Below are 24535 nucleotides of genomic sequence, written 5' to 3' on the forward strand. Positions count from 1 at the left end.
GTTTTATCAATCTTATCAAGGCTATCCTGAGCTTATTTTTATTATTGATATAAAAATAAATTATTATTTTTGCTTACTTTAATTAATTGGTGTTTCCCGGTTTAATTGTTTGCAAGTTTAGTTTTTTTCGTTTTTTAAAATTCGAAATCCCAAGTTTTTTAACTGCCCGAGGTATCAAACTGCTATGAAAAATATGTTACCTATTCTGTTTGTTATTTTATCTAGTAATTGCTTTGCTGCTTCTCTAATCAGCGCAAAAACTAACATCAGTGGGCACGTTGTCGCATCTGTATGTACGATAACAATCAGCGACGGTAGCGCTCGAAGTCTTTCTGAAGGTGTTATTGATTTTGGTGTGTACAACAAGTCGACAAGAACTGGCATGCCAGAGAAATCTATTGTTATTAACTTGTTTGAACCAGGCGCGGAGCAGCCAGGATGCAGCGCCTTTAAAGCTGGAAGTTCTGGTCTGGTGAAGTTTAAGTTCGGAGATGAAGGGGCTGACCAGTTAGATTCGAGAGGTGTTGTTACCCGTGGAGCTGGTGATGGTGTTCGCATAGCCATCTCTTCTGTCGATTCCGGACACGTGAGTAGTGTTGCAAAAATAACAGCTGATAACAATGTACTATCTTATCCGTCAAGCTTCGCAACCCAAGGAGTATTTAACTTCAAAGCTCGTGTCGAGGGCTTAGATAGCGCTACGTCTGGAACCTATAGCGGTTCTTTGTCATTGGTGGTGTCCTATGAATAACTGTTTTAGCGGGTTGATGTGCGGTGTATTGTTTATTCTGACGACATCATACCCTCATGCTGGTGAGCTCAATTGGGGGTTTGTTCGGGGCGGAAATAGAGCTGATATGAAGGCTTGGGATGATTCTACCAATAAATTTATGCCCGGTCGATTTCTGGTTGACGTGGAATTGAACGATAAACATATCGGCAAACGCATACTCAATATTTTACCTGAGGACAAGAGTGACTTATGTTTAAGCGAGCAGTGGCTTAGGGACGCTGGCATAAATATAAATACTGACTTCTACGCTAAGAATATAAATAAAGAACGTCAATGTTATGTTATTGCTAATGATATAAATACAACGGTAAATATGGACTTTTCGACCCAGAATATAAACTTTAAAATACCACAAAAAGGGCTTGATAAAAAACAAAAGGCAGTATTGGAATGGGATTATGGTATCCCCGCCTTAAGAATGAATTACTCAGCTAGTACCAATGTAAATAAAGTTGGAACAAGCAGTTACGGGTCTCTGGGTCTATTAGCAAACGCAGGAAAATGGGTGGGTGACTCGTTCATAAGTATCAGTGAAAGTGATGTGAATATTTCAACAGGCAGTGCGAGACGTGCACTTTATGATTGGAAATCGGACTTGACCATGGGTAGAACATTTACCTCTAACTCGCTAATTGGTGGAGCGAGCTTGATGGGTGTTGGTTTGGTCAGCAATAGTAACATGCGTGCCAATGAAATCGGATATTCGCCTGTTTTTTCGGGTATTGCAAAAAGTAACGCCAAAGTCGTATTAAGTCAGAGCGGGAGCACGATTTATATCGAATCGGTTCCAGCAGGCCCTTTTGAAATTCGCGACGTGCGTCTATTAAGCAGTGGAGACGTAACGATGACTATTACGGAAGAAGATGGTTCAGTACTAACTCAAGTCTACCCACTAACGGTTATTCCAAACATGCTTAGCTCTGGAGACTACGAATACAGTGTTTACTCAGGGTTACGCCAAAGTGGTACCAACGACCTAAATGGTCTTTTTTGGGCGGGTAATGTTGGTTATGGCTTTGAGAACTTCACGCTTAAAACGAGCGTTCTACTTCATGCCAAATACGTAGCTTTTGGCGCCGGCCTGGTAAGAGGGCTTGGTCACTGGGGGACTTTAGGAGCCCAAAGTGCTTACTCCCATGCGATATATGATGACAACAGCAGCGCGACTGGGGGTAGAGTATCGATGACTTACGGTAAGAAATTGAACAAAAGTACGTCGTTACAAGTAACTAGCGCACAATACTTGTCTCAGGGATACACGGAGTTTTCAAACTTTGCTCCTGATGCAGAGGGAGCTCGTTATGGCAGCAGCTTGAAGTCACAATATAACTTAGGACTTTCCCACCGAATCACCACTAACCTAAGTGTAGGGTTCCGTGGTTGGAAGCGTTCTTATTGGGAGGATGTTGCGGACAATTCCGGAATTAATGCCAGAGCATCATTACAATTTCGGAAGTTCAATGTGTCACTTGTGACATCATATAGCCAATCAGGCAACGGCTCGGAACTCAGTGGTTCGTTATCACTGTCGGTACCTTTTAGTATAGGTGGTTCAAATTACTCAACTTATAGCACGGTGACGACGAATGATAATGGGAGTAGCAATTACTCAACCGGGGTATCTTCGTCAATTGGAGAGAAAGCAAATTACTCCGCAAATATCAACTGGTCAGGTGACAGTGATAGCAAAACCTATTCAGTGAGTACGGGATATCAAGCAGAACGTGCTTCATTACGGGGAAGATTATCTCAATCGAATGGGCAAACGACAGGTTCAGCGTCGGCAAGTGGTTCGGTGATTCTGTTGCCTACAGAGCGCGACATGATATTTACCGGAACGAGAGCAGACACTCTCATTGTTGCGAATGTTGCGGATACTGAAGGAGTCAAGTTTTCCTCGTCTCCATATCGCTCGACGTCTAAAGGTAATGCGGTAGTTCCTGCGAGTGCCTATCGAGAAAACCGTATTAGGTTGTCTGGTGATACGTTGCCTACGGATATTGAGTTATTAGAGACTGAAAAACGCGTTGTACCGACCGGTGGTGCAGTAGTGTTTTTACCATTTGAATCGGTAAAAGTACTTAGATATCTGTTTCAAATAAAGAATAAACAAGGCGCTTTTGTGCAGAGTGGTACGTGGGCAGAATCGAACGACGGCACTCCGTTAGGTTTCGTTACTCAAAACGGTATTTTATTTGTTAACTCTATCGATGAATTAAAGAGTTTTCGTGTCGGAGATTGCGAAATCCCCACCTCGTCCATCAAACAAACAACACAATTACAAGAGGTTATGTGTGAAAATTAAACTTATATTAACGTTTGCCTTGAGCTCAATATTATTCACGAATGAGGCCATCGCTTCGTTGGCGTTAGACGCTACACGTTATATCTATAAAGGAGACGGTCAGTTTATTTCAGCAACAGTAGATAATCGCTCTAAGGAAGATTATGGTGCGCAAATTTGGGTTGAAAATATTGTGGAGAATGATACGCGCCCGTCCTTTATCGCGACTCCGTCATTTTTCAAAATAAATAAGGGTCGTACGCAGGTGTTTAGGATAATGAAAGTATCCGACCATATGCCGAATGATAAAGAATCAATTTATTGGTTGAATTTGCAAGAAATTCCTCCCGCTGGAAAAGGAAGTGGACTTGCAATCGCAATTCGTACACGGGTTAAGTTGATATACAGACCCGAAGCCATTGCAGAAGGTCGTCTTGGTGCAGAAAAAAACTTAACAGTAGAACATTTACCTGGTGAGCAGTGGTTAGTTAATACGACACCTTATATATTCACAATCGCGAGTGTTCAGAATGCTAAGGGGGAAGCTATTGAATTTAGCAAAGAAGCTAATAGTGGCCTAAAAATGTTTAAACCAGGAGACAGGATTAATGTAACTGGTAATCAGATACACTCCGTCTCAGCATTAAATGATTTTGGAAGTGTGAATACATATATCCTTGATGGTCCAGGGGATGACTAATATGCGACTATTTTTTTTGCTATTAATGATATTAGTAGGTTATCTATTTTCTTATACAGCAGCTGCTGAGGGTACAACAAAATACGTAAGAAACCAATCTCTAGGTTTGGTTAATGGAGTTGTGAACAATGATAGATTGCAAATAGAAAAAACATTAGAAGATCCAGTGTTATTATCAGTAAATGATGCGGACTTAGATGGGAAATTAAAATATTTGAGAATTGCTAATGCTACACTGCTAAAAAACCATCGAGGTGAAGTCCTAGTAAAAGTGACATCATCAACTGGTAGCGATGTAGCCACATTTGCTAATGTAGAGCTAATAGCTGACGAAAGAAAAGTAAGTATCAATGGGAAGCAAGTAGGGGATACTGTGGAAATTACAGCATTGCCTCGCTTTAAAAACATCAAACTTAAAATTAATCAAGCAATAAAAATAACCATGCCTAAAAGCTATAGAGGAGGGATTGAGTTTGCAATAGAAGTTGAAGGGGTTGGATAACTGGTAATGTATTCAGCTCAGATTTAGCTCTCGTTGTTATCGTTATTTTGTTGTAAGGGATAACAATAAAGTATCACTGTTGTTATCAATGGCTAAGCATTAGAAATATGTCAATCTTAGGGTGGTAATAGCGGTAAAAACATAATAAGGAAGTACAATGAAAAAAACATTGATGGCTATCATGATATCCTCGAGTATGACATTTATAAGTTCTGCAAACGCTAATTTCTCGGATATGAGTAATAACTTATTCACTTCAAACGTAGAGTTGTCCGGCGTTATTATTGATCAAAACCCCACTTGGGTATGGAGAATTCCTGATACAACAAGGCAAAAATTAACTGGAGCAAAAACGTTAAGAAGTACTGGGACCGATAAAGATGGCATACTCGCTAACTTTGACATTGGTATCTATGACTTACCTCTTCTTGAAGGTTTTATGACAGTACCTGCTACTATTGGCCAATTGGGGTTAGTTCCCTCAATTACCATTGGCGAAACTATGGTCGATAGTCGCTGTTATGAACAAGAGTGTTTTTCTGACGTGGCGGTTTTTCGGGGTGGTAAAAGAGATGGTTGGCTTAGAGTTAAATACACCGCGAGCGCAGCCCTAGCTGCTAAAAAAGAAGGTGTGGTATATGAAACACAATCGGATTTAGCAGCACAATCAATTAATGCAGCAAGTATCCTAAGCCTTAACCAAGAGAATTATAGCGAAGTTTATAAAGGTGCACGATCTTTAGATACTGTAGTCGCGCCAACTATTCAATGGCTTGATGATGTTCTTAATTCCACTAGTTGGGAGGAAATATCTCAGTCTAGGCTCATTACGTTAAAGTCATCCTACATCCGTGTCTTTGATATACAGGGGCCTTGGAAGGCTACGTTACCAATAAGTGTCAGCATACAATAAAAGTCATTTTTCAAATGATGAAGAAGTATAAATAGACGATAATTTTTGGTTTTAAGAAATGTTGCGATTAGTTAGCAACATTTCTAATAGAAGGCTTTATTAATATAAAGGTGTTCTAAATTTAGCATACGTGATGTGTGCTAAACCAGTGCATCCAGGTAACTGTATGTATTATATCAAGTGCAAAATAAAATCAATTTGCAAATAGCTAATTTAAATTATAAAGGATGATAAATGTTATGATGAAAAAGAAACTAATCACGAGTACTATTATGTCGGGTCTGCTAATATCTGGCTTAGCAAATGCTAGTTATAGTCAAGATATTAAATTTGCAGGTAAAATAATAAATTCAGCACCAGAATGGGAGGTAAGTCTTGCCGAAGGACTTGAAGGTAAGATCAATAATATAACAATTGACATGAGTGACTTTTCTAAATCGGGTGATACTCTCAGATATACATTGTTTGATAGTGTAGACGAACTAACTATTCTAAAGGCTGTTATGAAGAGTGCCGCGAAAAAAGGTCAGCCACAGCTAGCTCCTAAGGTGTCCTTTCAAGACAACCAAGGTCAGGATATGGAATTGGATGCCTATTGTTTTGAAGGTTTACAGGGGTGTTCAAATAAACTCACTATTAATGCCACAAACATTCAGACCCAAGAGCAAATTGGGGTGCTAGAAATAACAGTTAATGGAGAGTATGCAGTATTGTCTAAAACAGGCGTTAACCCATTATTACATACTAACCGAGGCTCACAAAATTATGCTCTCACTTGGCTTTTGAATATGCCTTATGCTCCAAATTATCAAGTGACGCAGAATCACGATTCTAATTATGATTGGTTTAATGAATTACTCGATGGTCTCTATCCTGATCAACAAAACATTGCGGCAGCTATGGGTGTAGGATTCCAAAAGGTCGAATTTATTGCCGAAGACAAAGCTGAATCACCATCATTACAAACCGGCACGTGGGAAGCTACCACCAACGTAAGTGTGACATGGCAGTAAGGCATTGATAAAATTTCTGTGAGTTAAATACCGCTCGCTCCTGATTTATATAGCGAGCGGTGTTTTTATAACGCTCTGTTAATTATAAGTTTGTGTTCATATAATCGAATTTTCAATAACATGAAAAATATTATATCCATCATTTTAATTATACTGTCTCGCGTTTCTTTTGCCCAGGAGAGGGTTGACTCCAACAAATTTTGGCTCGGTAATGCGCTTGGCTTCGGTATCGTCGAGCAAGTAAGAGAAAGTAAGGGGCGCGCGGTCAATACATCTCCTAGTTTTAGTGTCGACGTTGGATTTGATATCACTCGCTATGTCAGTACATATTCGAACTTTAGTGTCATTAAGAGCCCACAAACAAATGCCAATTTAAACATCTTAACTTTAGGTTTGCAGAGCGGTGAGCCGATTACGGATGAATTGTCTTTATATGGCAAGGTGGGTGCCAGTTATCTTTTGGGCAATAATAATAGCAATGGACCTAGTGGTTCATTAGGCATTGGTGCGGAATATCGCTTGACCTGTCGACTTTCTACAAAATTAGGTGTTGACTATTTTAATGCCTTAGGTAGTGGACAGCGAGTAAAGAGTAATGTTACCCAATTTTATTGGGGGTTTAACTACTATTTTGATAACTCAATGCAGCGTGTTTCAGGTATACAGTCTGTGAGTTCGAGCCCGCTTGAATATGTGGAGACAAGATTACCAGCACCAAGTGAGAATACTTCAAAGGTCACCCATCATGAACTGCTATTCGCTACCAACTCGAGCACACTCTTGTCAACCAAAGCTTTAGAAGCACCTCTCGCGAGACTTCGAAGTAAATCAAAACTTAATGTGCGAATTGTTGCGCATACGGATAAAACGGGAGCGACAACCTATAATCAATGGCTTTCCGATCGCCGGGCAGCTCGCGTTGCTGAGTATTTTATTCAACACGGTATAGGTTCTGAACGTATCAGCTATGTCGGTAAGGGTGAACAACATCCAAGAGCGGATAATGAAACGAAAGAAGGAAGAAAGCGAAATCGTCGTGTAGAGATAATCATTGGCAACTTAATACATGAATTTTGAATGGTTCATTAGAAAAAGCACAAGATAATATCGTCACCTAAGAGAGTAACCCCGAATTAATCTTCAATAGCAAAAAATAAGATTAGGTAGACCTGGTTGTAGTGGGGTTATTCTTTGTCGGACTTAGATAATCAGTACCTATATTATTGAAAGTACTAGGTTATATGTTGTTACCTTTATTTAGTGGTAGAGTTTGAAAGTGACTTTACAATACGCCAAACTTTATTGTTAATATGGTTAAGAACGGAGGAGGTAGCCCTGAGAACCTAGGTTAACTTGGCTCTGTTAGTAACGCAGTTAGATTGAATACAGTTATTATTGTTAGTCTTTAACCATGTAGTGCTAATGTTATAGAGGGACAATAAGAGGTGGGATGAAGTTGGATTATTTTTTAGAGAAAAGCACAGGCTTGATCCTAGATAGCACTGATAGGGAACACGCTAAACTCAGTGCCGCAGAAAGCGCTGTTCTTGAGCTATTAATCGAGAATAGAGGCGATTGCGTTTCAAGAGATGATATGTTTGCCAAAGGATGGCCAGGAATGATTGTAGTGGAGAATGCTTTAACTATGGCTATTCGTCGATTACGGATAGCTGGAATTGATATCAAAACAGTTCCAAGAAAGGGTTATGTCCTGATTGATAGTAACATACATATCTATCAAAGAGAGACTAAGAACGTAAAATCTGTTTTGTTCCAATCTACCGCTTCTGATGAACTGGGAGTTGAGGAAGCTATAACGAACAGCGAATCTGGAAAGGTACTTAAAGATCGACAATCTCACTTCGAGAGAGATGCATTGAATGGCAAAGAGGCGTTTAGGAAAAGTCGTAAATACTTTTGGATATTTATTATTGTATATAACATGATGCAGCTCTTGCTATATATAGCTCTGGAGTCAGGAAAACCTGATGTAAACTGCATTAAAAATAAAGATGTTGAAGCGTGTTCTGTATTGCCAATACCAGTGCGTGACTTTAATAATTTAACTGAAGGCTATTATTTCTATGGTTACACCTATGATGAAGACAATACTAAGCGTTTTATTAAAATACACTAATTGGATAGCAATACTTTTTAGTGTTTTTCTTACGCTATATATAATCAAGCCATTTCTAAATGGCCTAGGATGTAATTTTGAGTTATACGACTACAATGAGCGTATAAACTATTCGCTTACATGCAAAAAGGGAGTGATTTATAATGATGTTTGGGATAAAGAAACGGGAGAGAAGTATATAAAAAAATCGCTTTACGGATATTGGGGTGGGTACACTTATAATATTGATCTTGGTACGAAAGTAACATTAAGTGATGTAGATTTAGATGTGGAAAATAGTGGTTTGTCCATTTATCATTTATCCAAAATTTGGAGTGCATTTTCTCGGAGTAATGATGAAAATACCTATTCAATGGTGGAGATACCAAGAGGTGCTATTTTTAAATCTGATTTTGATGATCATCCAAAAAAAGGTTTTGTAGAATAGTGGTGTTTGTTTTTAATAGTCTAAATTACAAAGTTTAATTACGCTGCTCATGGGTAGACCGTTAAGGTTTGAGCTGGTTTTGGACAGGGAAGTTTCGTTTTCTATCTAAAAAATTGAATCAAATAAAATGCAATCTTACAGCAGTCAAAACGAAAAAATATCCGTCGACATCTATAAGTTACAATCAGTGGTTGAAATTTTCAATCAAGCATCTAATTTGGCTGAATATGGTCGAGAAGTGTTAACTTTACCCAAAGGTGTCGAGAATAATGACATCGAGTCATTTTTTGAAATATGTAGTGTCAAACAGTTTACAGAACTACTGATTAAGCAACTGGATTTATTTAAGGGTCTTAGGGGTAATTATTTTATCAATGTTCCGCTATCGATTATTGCTAACCATGATAGTGATTGGGTAGTGAAAAAACTTATGGGTTCTGGTCTCAATATCGAAATTCAAGATTCATACGATATTAGGCAACTAACAGAGGCTGAATTCAATGTTCTAAGCAATAACATTTCAATGCTACAAGCAACGAATGTAAATGTTTGGCTTGATGATGTGGGTGCAGAGCATCTTTTACTAGCAGAGAAATTGAACGTGTTTGGAGTTAAGTTAGATAAGCTAGTATTCTGGTTTGCACCTGATATTAAAAACCTAGTTCGTGCATATCAGGATCAGAATATTAAAGTAATTGTTGAAGGGGTTCAAACTTTAGAATTGCTTGAAAAGGCGATATCGTCTGGTGCAGATTTGATGCAGGGGTTCTTTTGGCCTGAAACGACAATTAGTGAGGATGCCAGAATCGTCTAACTTTTTCTTTTGAGATCTTTTTGATAAGTAACTAGCGGTTGATAGGCAGTGCCTGGCGGTTTAAATGGTAACAGCCAGGCATCTCTCCTTTAAAATTGATGAGTATCGGCTAGCGCTCTCTTGACGCTAATTAAATCGAAATTATTGTCTATGCGAGACCTGAATCACTCCAGGACAAAACAAAATAAGGTGTCCTTGGTCATCAAACATGACCCCTAGGTTGTTTATTCTTTCTATTATCTCCAGCGTTGTAACTTCTGCTGCGTTTGATTTGGGCCAGTCATTAGGTGGCTGAATAAAATTAGTACCCGCCCAGTTATCGTAAAAGTATAGAACCTCTGTTCGCCGCCAACACGATGCTCCTTTGGCTTGATACGCTGTAAACCATAAACTTTCATTTTTCTCATTGTTGTAATCAGAATAACGGCTTACTTCAAAAACTGCTTGATTGCCAAATTCTTTAGTTATGTGAAACCAAGAGCGACTGCTTCTTAGGTCGTAGCCGATGGCCAATGTTCTAAAGTAATCGTCTTGACTAAATCGCGCTCTAATAGAGCTGTCGTCTTCTTGGACAGTTTGAATACAAAGCCCCTCGGGATTTTGGTAACACCATTTTGCTTGAACTGCTGATGAATAGTTAATTGCTATGACCATCAAGATAGGATGAGTACGCATTTTGGTAATTCTGTATCGGTAAGGTAATTTTTGATACTAACAAAGTTGCATATCGGTGTGAAGTGTTACAATTCTTGTTTTATAAAGGGTGGAATATAACGGTGTAAGCTTATGTTGCGAGCAGATGGCGAATTACTTAGATGACTAAAGAAGGGATTCCCATATAAATCTATCTTAGTAAGCTTATATGGGAGGCTGGTTTAGTGATAGTAGCTTATGCAAGGCCCGGAAACAGAGCTTTCAACCCATTAGCCATGAACTCTATACCTAATGCACCCAATATCAACCCCATAATACGAGTTATTACGTTGATCCCGGTTTGCCCTAGGAAACGAACAATTAAAGGCGCAGAACGATAAAGTAACCAAGAGCACAGTGCAAAAGCGACAATAGTTATGATGATACCGATAGTTTCGAACATATTTGGATAGCGAGCACCATAGACAATGGTCGAGCTTATCGCTCCTGGGCCTGCCATTAATGGCATAGCAAGCGGAACCACTCCAATTTGCTCCTTACTCACATACTCGGACTTTTCTTGTTTGTTCTGCTTATCTTCACCAAGTTTGCCAGACATCATTGAGAAGGCGATGCTTAATAAAAGTAGGCCACCTGCAACTCGGAACGAATCCAAGGAAATACTGAACATGTCTAGCAGAACCTGGCCTGCTAATAAGGAGGTAATCAGTATGACCGCGACAGCAATGTTGGCTGTGGCTGCGGTCTTATTTTTATCTTCTGGTGACATGTGTCCGGTTAAGGACACAAAGACCGGCATAATCCCTACGGGGTTGACTGCTGCAACGAGTCCCAAAAAAAACTGTAAATAAATAGCGAATTCGATACTACTCATTTCTCGATACTCTTAGCGAAACTAATGGATAACATGGCCTGCTGGGCACAAATTTAGGACGCTAATGTACGCTAACCTTTACTGATAAGCGAATGAAAAAATCTAACGATATGTCACTCAATAACCACAAAAAATCTAATGACAAATGATGCTGGTCGCATTTATGAATAGAATGTGAAAATAAATTTCAATACCAGTAGCAAACTGAATTGAAGCTTGTTTCGTATTTGTTATCGCGAGCACGTTTTTGATAAAAAAATGTGATGTCGGTGGTTTTAGAGGTGGCTGCAGATATACTTGCTGTAGCACGTGCAGGGTGGTTTACTTGATTTATCTGTACAAAAATGAAACTTTTTTACAGAAATTTGTAGTTTATTTAAAAAAATCATTCGATTGCTGTAATTTTGAGCTAAGTATTTTACTCAATATAATTTATTATAAAACAATTACTTACCTTGCATTACCCTTAATAGTTACTACTAAGTAGGTAAATTACTTTTCAGAACTGATCTGAGTCAATTTTTTTCACGTCCTGAAATATTATACTCAGCCATGAAAGCAATTTACTAAGTAGAGTTGAGTTACCTAAGAGTAACTATTAGTGGCAAACAGCTAACTTACTAAAAAGTTTTTAGTTTTTTTATTTTAGGAGATTCATTATGCCTGTAACAAATATGGCTGAACTAGATGCAATGGTTGCTCGCGTTAAAGCGGCACAAGCAGAATTTGCAACTTACTCTCAAGAGCAAGTTGACAAGATTTTCCGCGCAGCATCTCTAGCAGCTAACCAAGCTCGTATTCCTCTTGCACAACAAGCGGTTGAAGAGTCTGGTATGGGTATCGTTGAAGATAAAGTTATCAAGAACCACTTTGCATCTGAGTTCATTTACAACAAATACAAAGATGAAAAGACGTGTGGCATTCTTGACGAAGACGACAACCTAGGCACTATGACTATCGCTGAGCCTGTAGGCATCATCTGCGGTATCGTACCAACAACTAACCCAACTTCTACTGCAATCTTCAAATCTCTAATCTCTTTGAAGACTCGTAACGGTATCATCTTCTCGCCACACCCACGTGCGAAGAACTCTACTAACGACGCAGCTAAACTGGTTCTAGATGCAGCAGTAGCAGCAGGTGCTCCAAAAGACATCATCGGTTGGATTGACCAGCCATCTGTAGAGCTTTCTAACGCTCTTATGAAGCACGACGACATCGCTCTTATCCTTGCAACTGGTGGTCCTGGCATGGTTAAAGCAGCTTACTCTTCTGGTAAGCCAGCAATCGGTGTAGGTGCAGGTAACGTTCCTGTAGTTATCGACGAGACTGCTGACGTTAAACGTGCAGTAGCTTCTATCCTTATGTCAAAAACGTTCGATAACGGCGTAGTTTGTGCTTCTGAGCAGGCTGCAATCGTTGTTGACTCTGTATACGACGAAGTTAAAGAGCGTTTCGCTTCTCATAAAGCATACGTGCTAAGTAAAGCTGAAGCTGAGAAAGTACGTAAAGTCCTTCTAATCGACGGCAACCTTAACGCTAAGATCGTAGGTCAACCAGCTCCAGCAATCGCTGAGATGGCAGGCGTTAAAGTTCCAGCTGACACTAAAGTTCTAGTTGGTGAAGGTCTAGGTAAAGTTTCTTACGACGACGCATTTGCTCACGAGAAACTATCTCCAACTCTAGGTCTATTCCGCGCTGACGATTTCGAAGACGCCGTTGCTCAAGCAGTAACTATGGTTGAAATCGGTGGTATCGGTCACACATCTGGTCTGTACACAAACCAAGACGTTAACGCTGACCGCATCCGTTACTTCGGTGACAAGATGAAGACTGCTCGTATCCTTGTAAACATCCCAACTACTCACGGTGGTATCGGTGACCTTTACAACTTCAACGTAGCGCCTTCTCTAACTCTAGGTTGTGGTTCTTGGGGTGGTAACTCTATCTCTGAGAACGTAGGTCCTAAACACCTAATCAACAAGAAAACTGTAGCGAAGCGAGCTGAAAACATGTTGTGGCACAAACTACCTAAGTCTATCTACTTCCGTCGTGGTAGCCTTCCAATCGCTCTTAGCGACCTAGAAGGTAAGAAGCGCGTATTCCTAGTAACTGACCGTTTCCTATTCAACAACGGCTACAGTGATGAAGTAGTGAAGCTTCTTAAAGCTCAAGGCATGGAAGTTCAAACTTTCTTCGACGTAGAAGCGGATCCAACGCTATCTGTTGTTAAGAAAGGTGCTGAAGCAATGCAAAGCTTCCAACCAGACGTAATCATCGCTCTAGGTGGTGGTTCTCCGATGGATGCTGCTAAGATCATGTGGGTTATGTACGAGCACCCAGAAACTCACTTCGAAGAGCTTGCAATGCGCTTTATGGACATCCGTAAACGTATCTACAAGTTCCCTAAAATGGGTCAAAAAGCTGAGCTTGTATGTATCACTACAACATCTGGTACTGGTTCTGAAGTTACTCCATTCGCAGTTGTTACTGACGACGAGACTGGTGCTAAGTACCCACTAGCTGACTACGAACTAACTCCTAACATGGCTATCGTTGACGCGAACCTTGTTATGAACATGCCTAAGTCTCTAACAGCATTCGGTGGTTACGATGCAGTAACTCACGCTCTAGAAGCTTACGTATCAGTTCTAGCGAACGAATACTCTGACGGTCAGGCTCTACAAGCACTTAAGATGCTTAAAGAGTACCTACCTTCAAGCTACGCGAACGGTGCAAACGACCCAATCGCTCGTGAAAAAGTACACAACGCGGCAACTATCGCTGGTGTAGCATTTGCGAACGCATTCCTAGGTGTTTGTCACTCAATGGCTCACAAGATTGGTGCGGAGTTCCACCTACCACACGGCCTGGCGAACGCACTACTAATCTCTAACGTTGTTCGTTACAACGCTAACGACAACCCAACTAAGCAAACTGCGTTCTCTCAGTACGACCGTCCACAAGCACGTCGTCGTTACGCTGAAGTAGCTGACCACCTAGGCCTAAGCCAGGCTGGTGACCGCACTGCTCAGAAGATTGAACGTCTACTAGCATGGATGGAAGAGCTTAAGCAAGACCTAGACATCCCAGCTTCTATTCAAGCTGCAGGTGTAGCTGAGTCTGACTTCCTAGCGAAGCTTGATGAGCTAGCGGTTGAAGCGTTCGATGACCAATGTACTGGTGCGAACCCACGCTACCCTCTAATCTCTGAGCTTAAAGAAGTTCTGAAAGCAGCTTACTACGGTAAAGCATTCGTTGAAGGTGAAACTTTCGAAGGTACGACTGTTATCAAGAAGAAAGCGGACCAAGAAGCTAAGCCAGCGGCTAAAGCTAAAAAAGAGAAAGCTGAAGCTTAATTCAGTTGTAGATTTTCGCTAGCACGAAATCTAAATCGGGAAAAATGACAAAGCCCCTTCAGAAATGAAGGGGCTTTTTTTATCCGGTTTTCAAAGAGTACCTGCCTGGGCGCTACTCAGATTTGTGCACGGTTACGCTTCAGTGCTCACAACTCGACCACTGAAATAATCGTTACTCACTATGTATTCTGTCGTTCTTGTTAGTTCATCCTGCACTTCTGACCAGTTTGTAGCAATGTGATAGTTATGTGTTGTGACCGGAATGACACCACCAACACGTACATTGTGTGCTTTTAGCTCTTTCGCCCAACTCTTGGTAAACCCTGTTACCATCGACGTCGTGTTATCCAAATCACTATGGTGCTGATCAGGCTCTTGCGCGACCACATTGACGATCACCCCTGATTGATGAATAGCCATACGTTCCGCTGCTACTTGTCCAAACATAAATAGGCTGGAGGCGAGCATAGAAAACTTTTGAATAAAGCTAGAGTTCGATGAACTGCCTGTTAAGGATTGTTGTGGGAGTGACGTCCAATGATTAACTAGAACATCAGGAGACCGACCAGTTTTTGACTCAATCACATTGAACAGAGATTCTACCGAATCTAATGATATGTCCTCAATCTTTACCATATCGACAAGCTCGGTGAGTTCGAGGCAGCGCCGATAAGTAGCCAGTAGTGCCGACGGATTCGCATCGCACAAAACAATACGGGCACCCAGTTTAGCGAAGTGCAACGCAATCATTGCTCCCAAACTATTCCCTGCGGATGTGATAAGTACAACTGAATTTTTAATGATCATAATTACCCCGAAAGTGTCGGTTTCGGATAGATTTAGCCAAAAGGCATTCCCCTGAGTTAATAACTTGGTAGAAAAACTGTGAATCAAATGTGAATAACTTCAAACTTTTCTAGAAAAGTGCTAAACGAATAGGTTATTTCTGCCACATATCACATTGTGTACGGAAAAAGTGGACAAGATTACATTAGAAACCACTTATAAAGTGTGGTTAAGCTTGGATAGCTAACGTATCTTTGCGGTAGGCGGTGGAAAGGCGGTTATATAAGTAATCTACATTTGGGGTCTTAGCCGACCCTTGAACCAACTGTCGACGCGTATGCCCAGACAGGTTTTGATAGACTTCTTCACTGAGGCCTCTGGTATCTGTTGGCTGGTAGTTTAGGGGTTCAGGTGTGCTGTAATGTTGAAGCTTTGCGCTTGCCAAGCCACCTTGGTGGAATTGATTAGCGATTGCTGCTGAGGTTTGATAATCATCTAGTTCCCCCTGAAGCTTCTGAGCAGTAGGTACGTTGAAGCGCTGGCGCAGAACTGCTTCGTCCGATATAGCAGTATCGATATCCTCAATGACGCCGGTTTCACGACAGTCATGACTAAACATAGACAGTATTAATGAAAAATCAGCACGTCTACCTTGTTCCACGGCACGGCAAAGTGACGTACCACATTGTAGTTCGCTGATTAAATTCGCTTTGTCTAAGCTATGAATTTGCATATATACCCCTCACGACTCTTTCTTTATCGGCATGAGAACAGGGGGCTTTAGTAATAATTGATGGTTATCATAAAAAAAGACCTGCGAAAGCAGGCCTTTACGGTAATCAGTTATCGATACGATTACTTAGCTAGGTTTTCTTCTACGAATGCCCAGTTAACTAGAGCCCAGAAGCCGTTCATGTAGTCTGGACGAAGGTTACGGTAATCGATGTAGTAAGCGTGTTCCCACAGGTCTACAGTTAGAAGTGGAGTCACACCTTCTTCTGTTAGTGGAGTCGCTGCGTTCGAAGTGTTTACGATATCTAGAGAACCGTCAGCTTTCTTAACTAACCAAGTCCATGAAGAACCGAAGTTGTTGATTGCTGAATCAGTGAACTTAGCTTTGAACTCTTCGAACGAGCCGAATGCAGCGTTGATTGCTTCAGCAACTGCACCTGTTGGTTCGCCGCCAGCGTTTGGCGCTAGGCAGTGCCAGTAGAACGTGTGGTTCCAAATCTGAGCTGCGTTGTTGAAAACACCGCCAGTTGAAGTCTTAACGATCTCTTCTAGTGTTTTACCTTCAAACTCAGTACCTGGAATTAGGCCGTTTAGTTTAACAACGTAAGTGTTGTGGTGCTTACCGTGGTGGTAGTCCAGAGTTTCTGCTGAGATATGTGGTTCTAGAGCATCTTTTGCGTAAGGAAGTGCTGGTAGTTCGAATGCCATTGCTCGCTTCTCCATTGATTATTAGCGGGTTTTTACCCTGATTGCTTCCAAGATATTTATTATTGAGTCGGGTGTTGACTGACTGCTTGCTATTTTAGCAAGTTTTTACTTTATTAAAAGAGTTCTCAAGAAAATTTATTGTTATGACTTATTAAAAACCGAACTCAGGTAGGTAAGATTTGAGTTGGCTACATCACATCTTAGCTACAATAGTATAACCACATAATTATTGTGCTTTTTATTCTGTGGCGATTCGCTAGAATGTGACCATATCCGCAGTAAAAGCATTTCGAGGAAGCAATGGAAACTATCGATAAAATCAAACAGCAAATTGAAGAAAACGCAATTCTTCTTTACATGAAGGGTTCACCTAAATTGCCTAGCTGTGGCTTTTCTTCTCAAGCTGCTCAAGCACTAATGGGTTGTGGTGAAAAATTTGCCTACGTAGATATTCTACAAAACCCAGATATTCGTGCTGAACTGCCTAAGTACGCACAATGGCCAACGTTCCCGCAACTATGGGTTGAAGGTGAGCTAATTGGTGGCTGTGACATCATTATGGAAATGTTCCAAAAGGGTGAACTACAACCACTAATCAAAGAAGCGGCTGCACGTAATGCTGGTGAAGAAGAAGCATAACGCGGTATCTTCAATCATTTCTCTTTATTGAGTGATGACAGAAATAAAAAAGGCTTGGTCAATGACCAAGCCTTTTTCGTATCTGATGTTGTTACAGAACCATGGCTGCAATCCAACCGAAAATAATCAGTGGGATGTTGTAGTGAATAAAGGTTGGAACAACAGTTTCCCAAATGTGTTCGTGTTGGCCATCGGCATTCAATCCTGAGGTTGGACCTAGGGTTGAGTCAGAAGCTGGAGAGCCTGCATCACCAAGTGCAGCTGCGGTACCAACCAGAGCAACTGTTGCCATAGGCGAGAAGCCAAATGCGAGTGCTAGAGGGACATAGATAGTAGCGATAATTGGGATGGTTGAGAACGAAGAACCGATACCCATAGTGACCAGTAAACCGACGATAAGCATAAGTAGTGCTGCCAGTGGTTTGTTATCGCCAATACTTGTTGATAGCGCTGCCACTAAAGATTCTACACCGCCCGTTTGTTTCATGACTGCGGCAAACCCAGCAGCTGAAATCATGATGAAGCCAATCATTGCCATCATGTGAACACCCTTAGTGAACACATCTTGGGTTTCTTTCCAAGCGATAACACCACCAAACGTGAACACCATGAAACCTGCAAGTGCACCAATGATCATAGAGCCAGACGTTAACTGAACAGCAAGCGCTGCGACGATACCAGCAATGGCTACAGCGATGTTTTTCTTATTAATGTGGGTCGGCTCTTCATCGATTTGAGTCATCTCTGTTTCAGCATACTCACGAGGTTTTCTATAACTAAAGAAAATAGCAAATAGAAGACCAGTGATCATACCTGCAGCAGGAAGAAGCATTGCCATTGGCACTTGCGCTGCTGTCACTGATTCTAAACCGTTGTCATGAAGGTTCTTAAGCAAAATGTTGTTTAAGAAAATGCCACCGAAACCGACAGGTAACACCATATAAGGCGTAACCAAACCAAAAGTTAATACACATGCTACCAGTCGACGATCGAGCTTTAACTTGGCGAAAACGCCCAATAGAGGTGGAATTAAAATTGGGATAAAGGCGATGTGAACAGGAATAATGTTCTGCGAAGACATGGTAACGAGAATGAGTGCTGCAAGGACCGCATATTTTAGGCCAGTAGTCGAAGCTGAGCTTTCTTTACCGTGAATACGCTTAATAACACTCTGTGCTAACAGGTCAGTAATACCAGACTTTGAAATAGCCACGGCAAAGGTACCAAGCATCGCGTAGCTTAGCGCGATCGTTGCACCACCGCCTAATCCTCCTTCAAAGGCGCTCACAGCTTCGGTCAATGACATACCAGATACGACGCCACCAACAATGGCACTGAATGTTAACGCAACGACAACGTTAACTCGCATCAAGGCCAAAACCAGCATGATGCAAACGGAAATAACGACAGGATTCATATTAATCTCTAAAAGTTGTGTTTATTTATTCTTGGACTTGTTCATCAACAATAGGCCAGCCACCAAGCGCTTTCCATTTGTTGACGATTCGACAAAATAGCTCAGCCGTCTTTTGAGTGTCATAAAGGGCAGAGTGAGCCTCTCTATTATCAAACTCCATACCTGCGGCTTTACAAGCTTTTGCCAATACTGTTTGACCATAAGCTAAACCACTTAGAGTGGCTGTATCGAAAGTGGCAAACGGATGGAAAGGAACACGCTTAAGTTTAGCGCGCTCGTTCGCTGCACTAACAAAACTATGATCAAAGTTAGCATTGTGAGCAACCATGATAGCTCGGCTGCAATCATGTTGCTTTTGCTCCTTGCGAATGACTTTGTAGATTTCTTTAAGTGCTTCCTGTTCGGGCACAGCACCTCGAAGCGGACTAAATGGGTCGCGAATTCCTGTAAATTCCAGTGCTTCTTTCTCTAGGTTAGCGCCTTCAAATGGTTCTATGTGAAAGTGCAAGACAGAAGCAGGCTGTAAATTTCCTTGATCGTCCATGGTTAAAGTGATTGCGCAAATCTCTAATAACGCATCAGTCTTAGCATTGAAACCTGCGGTCTCAACGTCAACGACGACGGGAAAATAGCCACGGAATCGCTTTTTTAGGGTGAGTGCTTCGTTTTCTACGGTCATTTCAGAGTTTTCTAGTGTGACGAAGGCAGCATTATTGCAGATTATCCAGCTATAAAAAACCAGACGAGTCATTTAATTTTCGCAGACAAAGTTTGAAAAATAATACTTGGCTATGATCGATGACTATTTATCAAAACATGCAAGGGTACAAGCTGAACAAAGAAGGAGGGGGAAACGTATGTTAGTGAATTGAGTCGATAACATGGCGAGGTTTTTGCACTATCTGATGTGGAGATCCATCTAGCACGTAGAGCGGCAAAACTGTGCCGTAGCGTATATTGCAAAAGAGTTACTTAACTGTATGAAATTAAAAGCCTTACTAACACTATCACTGTTGCCTATTATGACTGCTACCGCGGCCAATGCGGCAATTGAGAAACGTTATGTGGCAACACCAACACAGTCACAATGGGAAATGGTCAGTAATTCTCCGCTAGAATGCCGGCTCGTTCATCCGATTCCTAATTTCGGTGACGCGGAATTCATCGCGCGTGCAAGCAAGAAGATGAATCTGGATTTTGAACTGAAAATGCGCCGATCTATGGGCGAAACTCGAAATGTTAGTTTGGTGTCTTTGCCGCCTCCATGGAGACCGGGTGACAGTGCCGACAGAATTACTAACCTACAATTCTTTAAGCAGTTTGATGGGTATGTCGGTGGGCAGGCTGCTTGGAGCATATTGAGTGAGCTAGAAAAAGGACGCTATCCAACTTTCAGTTATCAAGATTGGCAAAGTAGAGATGAGCGAATCGAGGTCTCGTTGTCTTCGGTTTTATTCCAAGCCAAATACAATGTCTTTAGTGACTGTATCGCCAATCTATTACCTTACAGCTTCGAAGACATTTCATTCACGATTTTACATTATGATCGTAATAGTGAGCAGCTGAATAAGACTTCCCAACATAGGCTTCAGCAAATCACCGAGTACGTTCGATACAATCAAGATATCGATTTGGTTCTTGTCTCGACCTATACGGATTCCTCTGATTCCAAAGGTGAGAGCCAACAACTTTCCGATAAACGTGCATCGATTCTGCAAGACTATTTCCAATCACTGGGACTACCTAAAGACCGTATTCAAGTTCAAGGCTATGGGAAACGTCGTCCAGTTGCCGACAATTCTTCTCCAATAGGTAAAGCTAAGAATCAGCGCGTGGTGATTTCTTTCGGGCGTACCGAAGTTTAGTTTTGATAGGAAAAAACGCCAGCGAACTAAGCTGGCGTTTTAAATAGAGGTGTGGTGAAAGAGTAGAGATTACCCCTCTAAACCTGCACTTGCTTGTTTGTTCTGAATAAGCTCAATCATGTAGCCATCAGGATCTTTTACGAATGCAATTTGAGTGGTGCCACCTTTCACAGGACCTGGCTCACGAGTGACGTTACCGCCTGCTGCTTTAATCGCATCGCAAGTACTGTAAATATCATCGACACCAATAGCGATATGACCGTAAGCGCTGCCTAGATCGTATTCAGTCACGCCCCAGTTGTAGGTTAACTCAATCACTGCGCCTTCTGACTCGTCACCAAACCCTAAAAACGCCAAGGTGTATTTATATTCAGTATTTTCGTTTTTACGTAGCAACTTCATTCCAATAACGTCGGTATAGAATGAAATTGACTTGTCTAAATCACCCACGCGCAGCATGGTGTGAAGGATACGACCGTTAGACATAACATTGCTCCTTTGTTTTTAATTCTCTGGATAGACTTTTTCTTTAAACTCACAAAGATCTTCAATAATGCAGCTACCACATCTCGGTTTTCGAGCGACACATGTGTAACGTCCGTGAAGGATCAACCAGTGGTGAACGTCTAGTTTAAATTCTTTTGGTACAACTTTTAGTAACTTGTGTTCTACATCATCCACCGTTTTGCCCATCGCAAATTTAGTTCGATTTGAGACACGATAAATGTGGGTGTCTACAGCAATGGTAGGCCAGCCAAACGCTGTGTTAAGAACTACATTAGCGGTCTTACGCCCAACACCGGGTAACGCTTCTAGTGCTTCACGGTTTTCCGGGACTTCGCTGTTGTGTTGGTCAACTAGGATTTGGCACGTCTTGATGACATTCTCTGCTTTAGAGTTAAACAAACCGATAGTTTTGATGTATTCCTTTACGCCATCCACACCCAATTCGAGCATTGCTTCAGGTGTATTAGCGACGGGATACAGTTTATCGGTCGCTTTATTGACGCTAACATCGGTTGCTTGAGCAGAGAGTAAAACGGCGATAAGTAGCTCAAATGGTGAGTTCCAATTGAGTTCGGTCTCTGGCTTTGGGTTGTTTTCTCGAAGTCGTTCGAGGATTTCTCTTCTTTTTATATTGTTCATTGGCTGACTTAGCTCTTCCCAAAAGTAGTGGGTTCTTCCAGTGATTAAAAGCCCAAGATTAGCAAAGTCTTGGGCTTATTATGGGTGGTGATTAGTTCGTTACACGAGCGCGCTCTATTTGCTGTTTTTCTTGTTTCGGCTGACGAAGCTCTATTTGCTTATCAATAACATTTTTCAGAGCGATGAGAAAGCCAACGCCGATAAATGCGCCTGGTGGTAACAAGGCGAGTAAGAACTGGCTATCAAATTGGAAGACTTCGATACGAAGCGCCGCCGCCCAAGGCCCCAATAGCAAATCAGCACCATCAAATAGAGTACCGTTGCCAATAAGTTCGCGCATGGCACCGAGCACGACCAGTACTGAAGTCATGCCTAGCCCCATCCACAAGCCGTCAAGTGCCGCTGGTAGCACCGCATTTTTGGAGGCAAACGCTTCTGCTCGCCCGATAATAATGCAGTTGGTCACAATAAGAGGGATGAAAATGCCAAGGGATAAATACAGTCCATAAGCATACGCATTCATTAACAGCTGAACGCAGGTAACTAGCGCAGCAATGATCATTACAAATACAGGGATTCGAACTTCTTTCGGGACATAGTCTCTGATAAGAGAAACGGTCACGTTAGAGCCGACTAACACCGCTAAGGTCGCAAGGCCAAGACCCAACGCATTCGTCACTGTGGATGACACTGCAAGGAGAGGACATAGGCCAAGAAGCTGAACTAGTGCGGGGTTATTATTCCATAGACCATTTTTTAACAACTCTTTAGAAGTACTCACTCTTCACCTCCACAATTTAGTGGTTGGTTTAATATCTTATCGCGATGGGTGTTCACGTAGTTTACTGTATTCTTCACGGCTTTAACTACGGCACGTGGTGTAATAGTGGCGCCAGTGAAAGAATCAAATTGACCACCGTCTTTTCGCACGGCCCACTGTGACTGATTATCTTCAGTGACTTGCTTGCCTGTAAAGCCAAGCACCCAGTCGGTAATTCTTAGGTCGATTTTATCGCCTAGTCCAGGTGTTTCTTGGTGAGCCAGAACGCGAGTACCTAGGATCGTGCCTTCGATATCCATACCAACAATGATCTTAATTGCACCATTGTAGCCATCAGGTGCTACGGACTCGATAGCCATGGCTTTGGGTTCATTATTAATGTTCGCGATATAGACGGGCTGTGGCTGTGTTGTTCCAAGAGCCGGATCACTCACCAAAGTACAAGACGCGTAAAGTTCATTGTCATGCAGTTCATGCGGTATAACTTCATTAAGCGTCGCTTGAAGTTGTGCTCGCTCTTGGCGAACGATTTGATCTTTGGTTAGATATTGCGTAACAGCGACTACCCCTGTTGATGCACAGGCAAAGATAGCCAAGGTTAAGCCATTTTTTCTAATTGCATTCAACATGGTGATTAATGTCCATAAGTTCTTGGTTTAGTGTAATAGTCTATGAGCGGAACGCACATATTCGCTAGCAGTACAGCGAAGGCGACACCGTCAGGGAAGCCCCCCCAAGTACGGATTACGAAGATCATCACGCCGATAAATGCACCAAATATTAATCGACCTTTTACCGTTGTCGAGGCTGATACCGGGTCAGTAGCGATAAAGAATGCCCCAAGCATGGTTGCACCAGATAACAGATGTAATATTGGTGATGCCGTCGCACCTGGTGTAAACAGCATGAATAGACCACTAATCACGGTCAACGAGGCAAGAATCGCAACAGGAATGTGCCACTGAATGATTCGTAGCTTAAGTAAGATAAGGCCACCAGCTAAATAAGCAAGGTTTACCCATTCCCAACCAATACCTGCTAGACCGCCAAATATAGGCTGTTGAACGACTTCCGCAATAGTGTTGCCATTTTTAATACCCGTTTTGAAGGCATCAAGCGGTGTCGCCATGGTAATACCATCAATACCAGTACGAATTTGCTGTAATGAATACCCATCAGCATCAAAGCCGGAGAAAATGAGTGAGAACGCATCGACAAAAGTAACGGGTTCACTGGAGAGTGAATGCGGCGTAATCCAACTGGTCATTTCAACTGGGAAGGAAATCAGTAGAACAACATACGCTACCATCGCTGGGTTGAATGGGTTTTGTCCTAGGCCGCCATATAAGTGCTTAGCAATGATTATGGCGAATACTAAGCCGATGACTAAGACCCACCAAGGAGAGAGTGGCGGTATCGCAATGGCCAATAGCCAAGCTGTGACGAGCGCGCTATAGTCACGAAGAGCAGAGAGAGGAGAGCGCTTACGAAACAGCATTACGATCGCTTCAAGCATTAAGCCGACAATGATCGCTAAACACAGTTGAATAGCGGTGCCCCAACCAAAAAAGTATGTTTGCGCTATAAGTCCTGGCAACGCACAAAGCGCCACACCTTTCATTAGATCTGGAGTGCGTTTACGACTGTGAGCATGTGGAGAGCTAGCAATAAAGAAAGACACTAGTTGTTCTCCTTGTTATTTTGTTCTTTTTCAATTTTTCTCGCTTTTGCGCGTGCAATTGCAGCTGCAACTGCCGCTTTTTTGTGGTCATCCACAGCAGGCTCGTCCTCACCTTGAGTCTTAGGCTCTGTTTCGGCAGCGGCTTGCTTACGCGCTTTAGCACGAGCGATAGCGGCAGCAACGGCTGCTTTTTTCGGATCGTCTTCCGTAGGTGCGTCAGCGTCTTGAGTCTTAGGCTCTGCTTCTACAGCGGCTTGCTTACGCGCTTTAGCACGAGCGATAGCGGCAGCAACGGCTGCTTTTTTTGGAT

At 41.9% G+C, this 24535-nt stretch carries 25 protein-coding genes and 1 pseudogene; 13 read left to right on the forward strand and 13 right to left on the reverse strand.

Going from position 1 to position 24535, the window contains the following annotated elements:
- The first annotated feature begins 184 nt into the window (after positions 1-184).
- The 10 genes from AWH66_RS13175 to AWH66_RS13220 all read left to right on the forward strand — a co-directional run bounded on the left by AWH66_RS13175 (position 185) and on the right by AWH66_RS13220 (position 9583).
- Positions 185-751: a fimbrial protein gene (locus tag AWH66_RS13175; protein ID WP_063606476.1), complete on the forward strand. Its 567-nt coding sequence runs from the start codon at positions 185-187 to the stop codon at positions 749-751.
- Positions 744-3098, forward strand: coding sequence for a fimbria/pilus outer membrane usher protein (locus AWH66_RS13180; protein ID WP_063606477.1), 2355 nt, complete (start codon positions 744-746; stop codon positions 3096-3098). Before AWH66_RS13175 ends, AWH66_RS13180 begins: the two co-directional genes overlap by 8 nt.
- On the forward strand, positions 3088-3777 hold the full coding sequence (locus AWH66_RS13185; RefSeq protein WP_157769572.1) for a fimbria/pilus periplasmic chaperone: 690 nt from the start codon (positions 3088-3090) through the stop codon (positions 3775-3777). The genes AWH66_RS13180 and AWH66_RS13185 overlap by 11 nt, the downstream gene beginning before the upstream one ends.
- Positions 3770-4279 carry a DUF5462 family protein gene (locus tag AWH66_RS13190; protein WP_062457789.1) on the forward strand — a complete coding sequence of 170 codons (510 nt, stop codon included), beginning with the start codon at positions 3770-3772 and terminating at the stop codon, positions 4277-4279. Before AWH66_RS13185 ends, AWH66_RS13190 begins: the two co-directional genes overlap by 8 nt.
- Positions 4280-4436: 157 nt before the next feature.
- Entirely contained in the window at positions 4437-5192 is a 756-nt protein-coding gene (locus AWH66_RS13195; RefSeq protein WP_062457787.1) for a F4 family fimbrial subunit, read from the forward strand.
- Between the two features lie 239 nt (positions 5193-5431).
- Positions 5432-6205: a F4 family fimbrial subunit gene (locus AWH66_RS13200; protein WP_063606478.1), complete on the forward strand. Its 774-nt coding sequence runs from the start codon at positions 5432-5434 to the stop codon at positions 6203-6205.
- 120 nt (positions 6206-6325) lie between these two features.
- Positions 6326-7282, forward strand: a complete 957-nt coding sequence (locus tag AWH66_RS13205) for an OmpA family protein (protein ID WP_063606479.1) — start codon at positions 6326-6328, stop codon at positions 7280-7282.
- A 373-nt stretch (positions 7283-7655) separates the two neighbouring features.
- On the forward strand, positions 7656-8342 hold the full coding sequence (locus AWH66_RS13210; RefSeq protein ID WP_062457779.1) for a winged helix-turn-helix domain-containing protein: 687 nt from the start codon (positions 7656-7658) through the stop codon (positions 8340-8342).
- Positions 8302-8769 carry a hypothetical protein gene (locus tag AWH66_RS13215; protein ID WP_062457776.1) on the forward strand — a complete coding sequence of 156 codons (468 nt, stop codon included), beginning with the start codon at positions 8302-8304 and terminating at the stop codon, positions 8767-8769. Before AWH66_RS13210 ends, AWH66_RS13215 begins: the two co-directional genes overlap by 41 nt.
- Before the next feature lie 127 nt (positions 8770-8896).
- The gene (locus tag AWH66_RS13220) at positions 8897-9583 is read left to right on the forward strand and encodes an EAL domain-containing protein (RefSeq protein ID WP_063606480.1); all 687 of its coding nucleotides are present in this window, start codon (positions 8897-8899) and stop codon (positions 9581-9583) included.
- A 141-nt stretch (positions 9584-9724) separates the two neighbouring features.
- On the opposite strand, the gene AWH66_RS13225 is transcribed toward AWH66_RS13220, so the two are convergent.
- On the reverse strand, positions 9725-10258 hold the full coding sequence (locus tag AWH66_RS13225; protein WP_063606481.1) for a hypothetical protein: 534 nt from the start codon (positions 10256-10258) through the stop codon (positions 9725-9727).
- 214 nt (positions 10259-10472) lie between these two features.
- On the reverse strand, positions 10473-11111 hold the full coding sequence (locus AWH66_RS13230; RefSeq protein WP_063606482.1) for a YchE family NAAT transporter: 639 nt from the start codon (positions 11109-11111) through the stop codon (positions 10473-10475).
- Positions 11112-11770: 659 nt separating this feature from the next.
- Between AWH66_RS13230 and adhE the strand changes: the two genes are divergently transcribed.
- Complete coding sequence (gene adhE, locus AWH66_RS13235) at positions 11771-14470, forward strand: bifunctional acetaldehyde-CoA/alcohol dehydrogenase (protein WP_063606483.1); 2700 nt, start codon at positions 11771-11773, stop codon at positions 14468-14470.
- A 132-nt stretch (positions 14471-14602) separates the two neighbouring features.
- Here the strand turns inward: adhE and AWH66_RS13240 are convergent, their stop codons facing one another.
- The 3 genes from AWH66_RS13240 to sodB form a co-directional block, all read right to left on the reverse strand.
- Positions 14603-15277, reverse strand: coding sequence for an SDR family oxidoreductase (locus AWH66_RS13240; RefSeq protein WP_063606484.1), 675 nt, complete (start codon positions 15275-15277; stop codon positions 14603-14605).
- 208 nt (positions 15278-15485) lie between these two features.
- A complete protein-coding gene (locus tag AWH66_RS13245) occupies positions 15486-15989 on the reverse strand; it encodes a VC2046/SO_2500 family protein (RefSeq protein WP_063606485.1) in 504 nt (167 codons plus the stop codon).
- 122 nt (positions 15990-16111) lie between these two features.
- Positions 16112-16696 (reverse strand): superoxide dismutase [Fe], encoded by a 585-nt coding sequence (gene sodB, locus AWH66_RS13250; protein WP_063606486.1) that lies wholly within the window; start codon positions 16694-16696, stop codon positions 16112-16114.
- 300 nt (positions 16697-16996) lie between these two features.
- On the opposite strand from sodB, the gene AWH66_RS13255 reads away from it, so the two are divergent.
- Positions 16997-17335 carry a Grx4 family monothiol glutaredoxin gene (locus AWH66_RS13255; RefSeq protein WP_031493434.1) on the forward strand — a complete coding sequence of 113 codons (339 nt, stop codon included), beginning with the start codon at positions 16997-16999 and terminating at the stop codon, positions 17333-17335.
- Between the two features lie 91 nt (positions 17336-17426).
- Here the strand turns inward: AWH66_RS13255 and AWH66_RS13260 are convergent, their stop codons facing one another.
- Together AWH66_RS13260 and rnt are read right to left on the reverse strand one after the other, a co-directional pair.
- Positions 17427-18752, reverse strand: a complete 1326-nt coding sequence (locus AWH66_RS13260) for a Na+/H+ antiporter family protein (protein WP_063606487.1) — start codon at positions 18750-18752, stop codon at positions 17427-17429.
- 25 nt (positions 18753-18777) lie between these two features.
- The gene (rnt, locus tag AWH66_RS13265; protein ID WP_063606548.1) at positions 18778-19431 is read right to left on the reverse strand and encodes a ribonuclease T; all 654 of its coding nucleotides are present in this window, start codon (positions 19429-19431) and stop codon (positions 18778-18780) included.
- Between the two features lie 343 nt (positions 19432-19774).
- On the opposite strand from rnt, the gene motY reads away from it, so the two are divergent.
- Positions 19775-20617 (forward strand): flagellar protein MotY, encoded by an 843-nt coding sequence (gene motY, locus AWH66_RS13270; protein WP_420882866.1) that lies wholly within the window; start codon positions 19775-19777, stop codon positions 20615-20617.
- A gap of 69 nt (positions 20618-20686) precedes the next feature.
- Here the strand turns inward: motY and gloA are convergent, their stop codons facing one another.
- From gloA to AWH66_RS13300, 6 genes and pseudogenes are all read right to left on the reverse strand, one after another.
- Positions 20687-21103, reverse strand: a complete 417-nt coding sequence (gloA, locus tag AWH66_RS13275; protein ID WP_038229500.1) for a lactoylglutathione lyase — start codon at positions 21101-21103, stop codon at positions 20687-20689.
- A gap of 18 nt (positions 21104-21121) precedes the next feature.
- On the reverse strand, positions 21122-21763 hold the full coding sequence (gene nth / locus AWH66_RS13280) for an endonuclease III (RefSeq protein WP_006072937.1): 642 nt from the start codon (positions 21761-21763) through the stop codon (positions 21122-21124).
- A 91-nt stretch (positions 21764-21854) separates the two neighbouring features.
- Complete coding sequence (locus AWH66_RS13285) at positions 21855-22544, reverse strand: electron transport complex subunit E (RefSeq protein WP_006072938.1); 690 nt, start codon at positions 22542-22544, stop codon at positions 21855-21857.
- The gene (rsxG, locus tag AWH66_RS13290; RefSeq protein ID WP_063606489.1) at positions 22541-23173 is read right to left on the reverse strand and encodes an electron transport complex subunit RsxG; all 633 of its coding nucleotides are present in this window, start codon (positions 23171-23173) and stop codon (positions 22541-22543) included. The genes AWH66_RS13285 and rsxG overlap by 4 nt, the downstream gene beginning before the upstream one ends.
- 5 nt (positions 23174-23178) lie before the next feature.
- On the reverse strand, positions 23179-24225 hold the full coding sequence (gene rsxD / locus AWH66_RS13295) for an electron transport complex subunit RsxD (RefSeq protein WP_063606490.1): 1047 nt from the start codon (positions 24223-24225) through the stop codon (positions 23179-23181).
- Positions 24225-24535: pseudogene (locus tag AWH66_RS13300) on the reverse strand (electron transport complex subunit RsxC); the annotation flags it as partial. The gene rsxD and the pseudogene AWH66_RS13300, both read right to left, overlap by 1 nt.

It is taken from the genome of Vibrio barjaei (genome assembly GCF_001639065.2).
GTDB classification, from domain to species: Bacteria; Pseudomonadota; Gammaproteobacteria; order Enterobacterales; family Vibrionaceae; genus Vibrio; species Vibrio barjaei.

Excerpts from the sequence above, each read along its gene's own strand:
- AWH66_RS13245 (WP_063606485.1), bottom strand. The coding sequence starts at position 15,989 with ATGCAAATTCATAGCTTAGACAAAGCGAATTTAATCAGCGAACTACAA.
- AWH66_RS13230 (WP_063606482.1), bottom strand. The coding sequence starts at position 11,111 with ATGAGTAGTATCGAATTCGCTATTTATTTACAGTTTTTTTTGGGACTC.
- adhE (WP_063606483.1), top strand. The coding sequence starts at position 11,771 with ATGCCTGTAACAAATATGGCTGAACTAGATGCAATGGTTGCTCGCGTT.
- AWH66_RS13180 (WP_063606477.1), top strand. The coding sequence starts at position 744 with ATGAATAACTGTTTTAGCGGGTTGATGTGCGGTGTATTGTTTATTCTG.
- AWH66_RS13200 (WP_063606478.1), top strand. The coding sequence starts at position 5,432 with ATGATGAAAAAGAAACTAATCACGAGTACTATTATGTCGGGTCTGCTA.
- nth (WP_006072937.1), bottom strand. The coding sequence starts at position 21,763 with ATGAACAATATAAAAAGAAGAGAAATCCTCGAACGACTTCGAGAAAAC.
- AWH66_RS13195 (WP_062457787.1), top strand. The coding sequence starts at position 4,437 with ATGAAAAAAACATTGATGGCTATCATGATATCCTCGAGTATGACATTT.
- motY (WP_420882866.1), top strand. The coding sequence starts at position 19,775 with ATGACTGCTACCGCGGCCAATGCGGCAATTGAGAAACGTTATGTGGCA.
- AWH66_RS13215 (WP_062457776.1), top strand. The coding sequence starts at position 8,302 with ATGATGAAGACAATACTAAGCGTTTTATTAAAATACACTAATTGGATA.
- AWH66_RS13205 (WP_063606479.1), top strand. The coding sequence starts at position 6,326 with ATGAAAAATATTATATCCATCATTTTAATTATACTGTCTCGCGTTTCT.
- AWH66_RS13260 (WP_063606487.1), bottom strand. The coding sequence starts at position 18,752 with ATGAATCCTGTCGTTATTTCCGTTTGCATCATGCTGGTTTTGGCCTTG.
- AWH66_RS13240 (WP_063606484.1), bottom strand. The coding sequence starts at position 15,277 with ATGATCATTAAAAATTCAGTTGTACTTATCACATCCGCAGGGAATAGT.
- AWH66_RS13190 (WP_062457789.1), top strand. The coding sequence starts at position 3,770 with ATGACTAATATGCGACTATTTTTTTTGCTATTAATGATATTAGTAGGT.
- sodB (WP_063606486.1), bottom strand. The coding sequence starts at position 16,696 with ATGGCATTCGAACTACCAGCACTTCCTTACGCAAAAGATGCTCTAGAA.
- gloA (WP_038229500.1), bottom strand. The coding sequence starts at position 21,103 with ATGTCTAACGGTCGTATCCTTCACACCATGCTGCGCGTGGGTGATTTA.
- AWH66_RS13255 (WP_031493434.1), top strand. The coding sequence starts at position 16,997 with ATGGAAACTATCGATAAAATCAAACAGCAAATTGAAGAAAACGCAATT.
- rsxG (WP_063606489.1), bottom strand. The coding sequence starts at position 23,173 with ATGTTGAATGCAATTAGAAAAAATGGCTTAACCTTGGCTATCTTTGCC.
- AWH66_RS13225 (WP_063606481.1), bottom strand. The coding sequence starts at position 10,258 with ATGCGTACTCATCCTATCTTGATGGTCATAGCAATTAACTATTCATCA.
- AWH66_RS13220 (WP_063606480.1), top strand. The coding sequence starts at position 8,897 with ATGCAATCTTACAGCAGTCAAAACGAAAAAATATCCGTCGACATCTAT.
- AWH66_RS13210 (WP_062457779.1), top strand. The coding sequence starts at position 7,656 with ATGAAGTTGGATTATTTTTTAGAGAAAAGCACAGGCTTGATCCTAGAT.
- AWH66_RS13175 (WP_063606476.1), top strand. The coding sequence starts at position 185 with ATGAAAAATATGTTACCTATTCTGTTTGTTATTTTATCTAGTAATTGC.
- rnt (WP_063606548.1), bottom strand. The coding sequence starts at position 19,431 with ATGACCGTAGAAAACGAAGCACTCACCCTAAAAAAGCGATTCCGTGGC.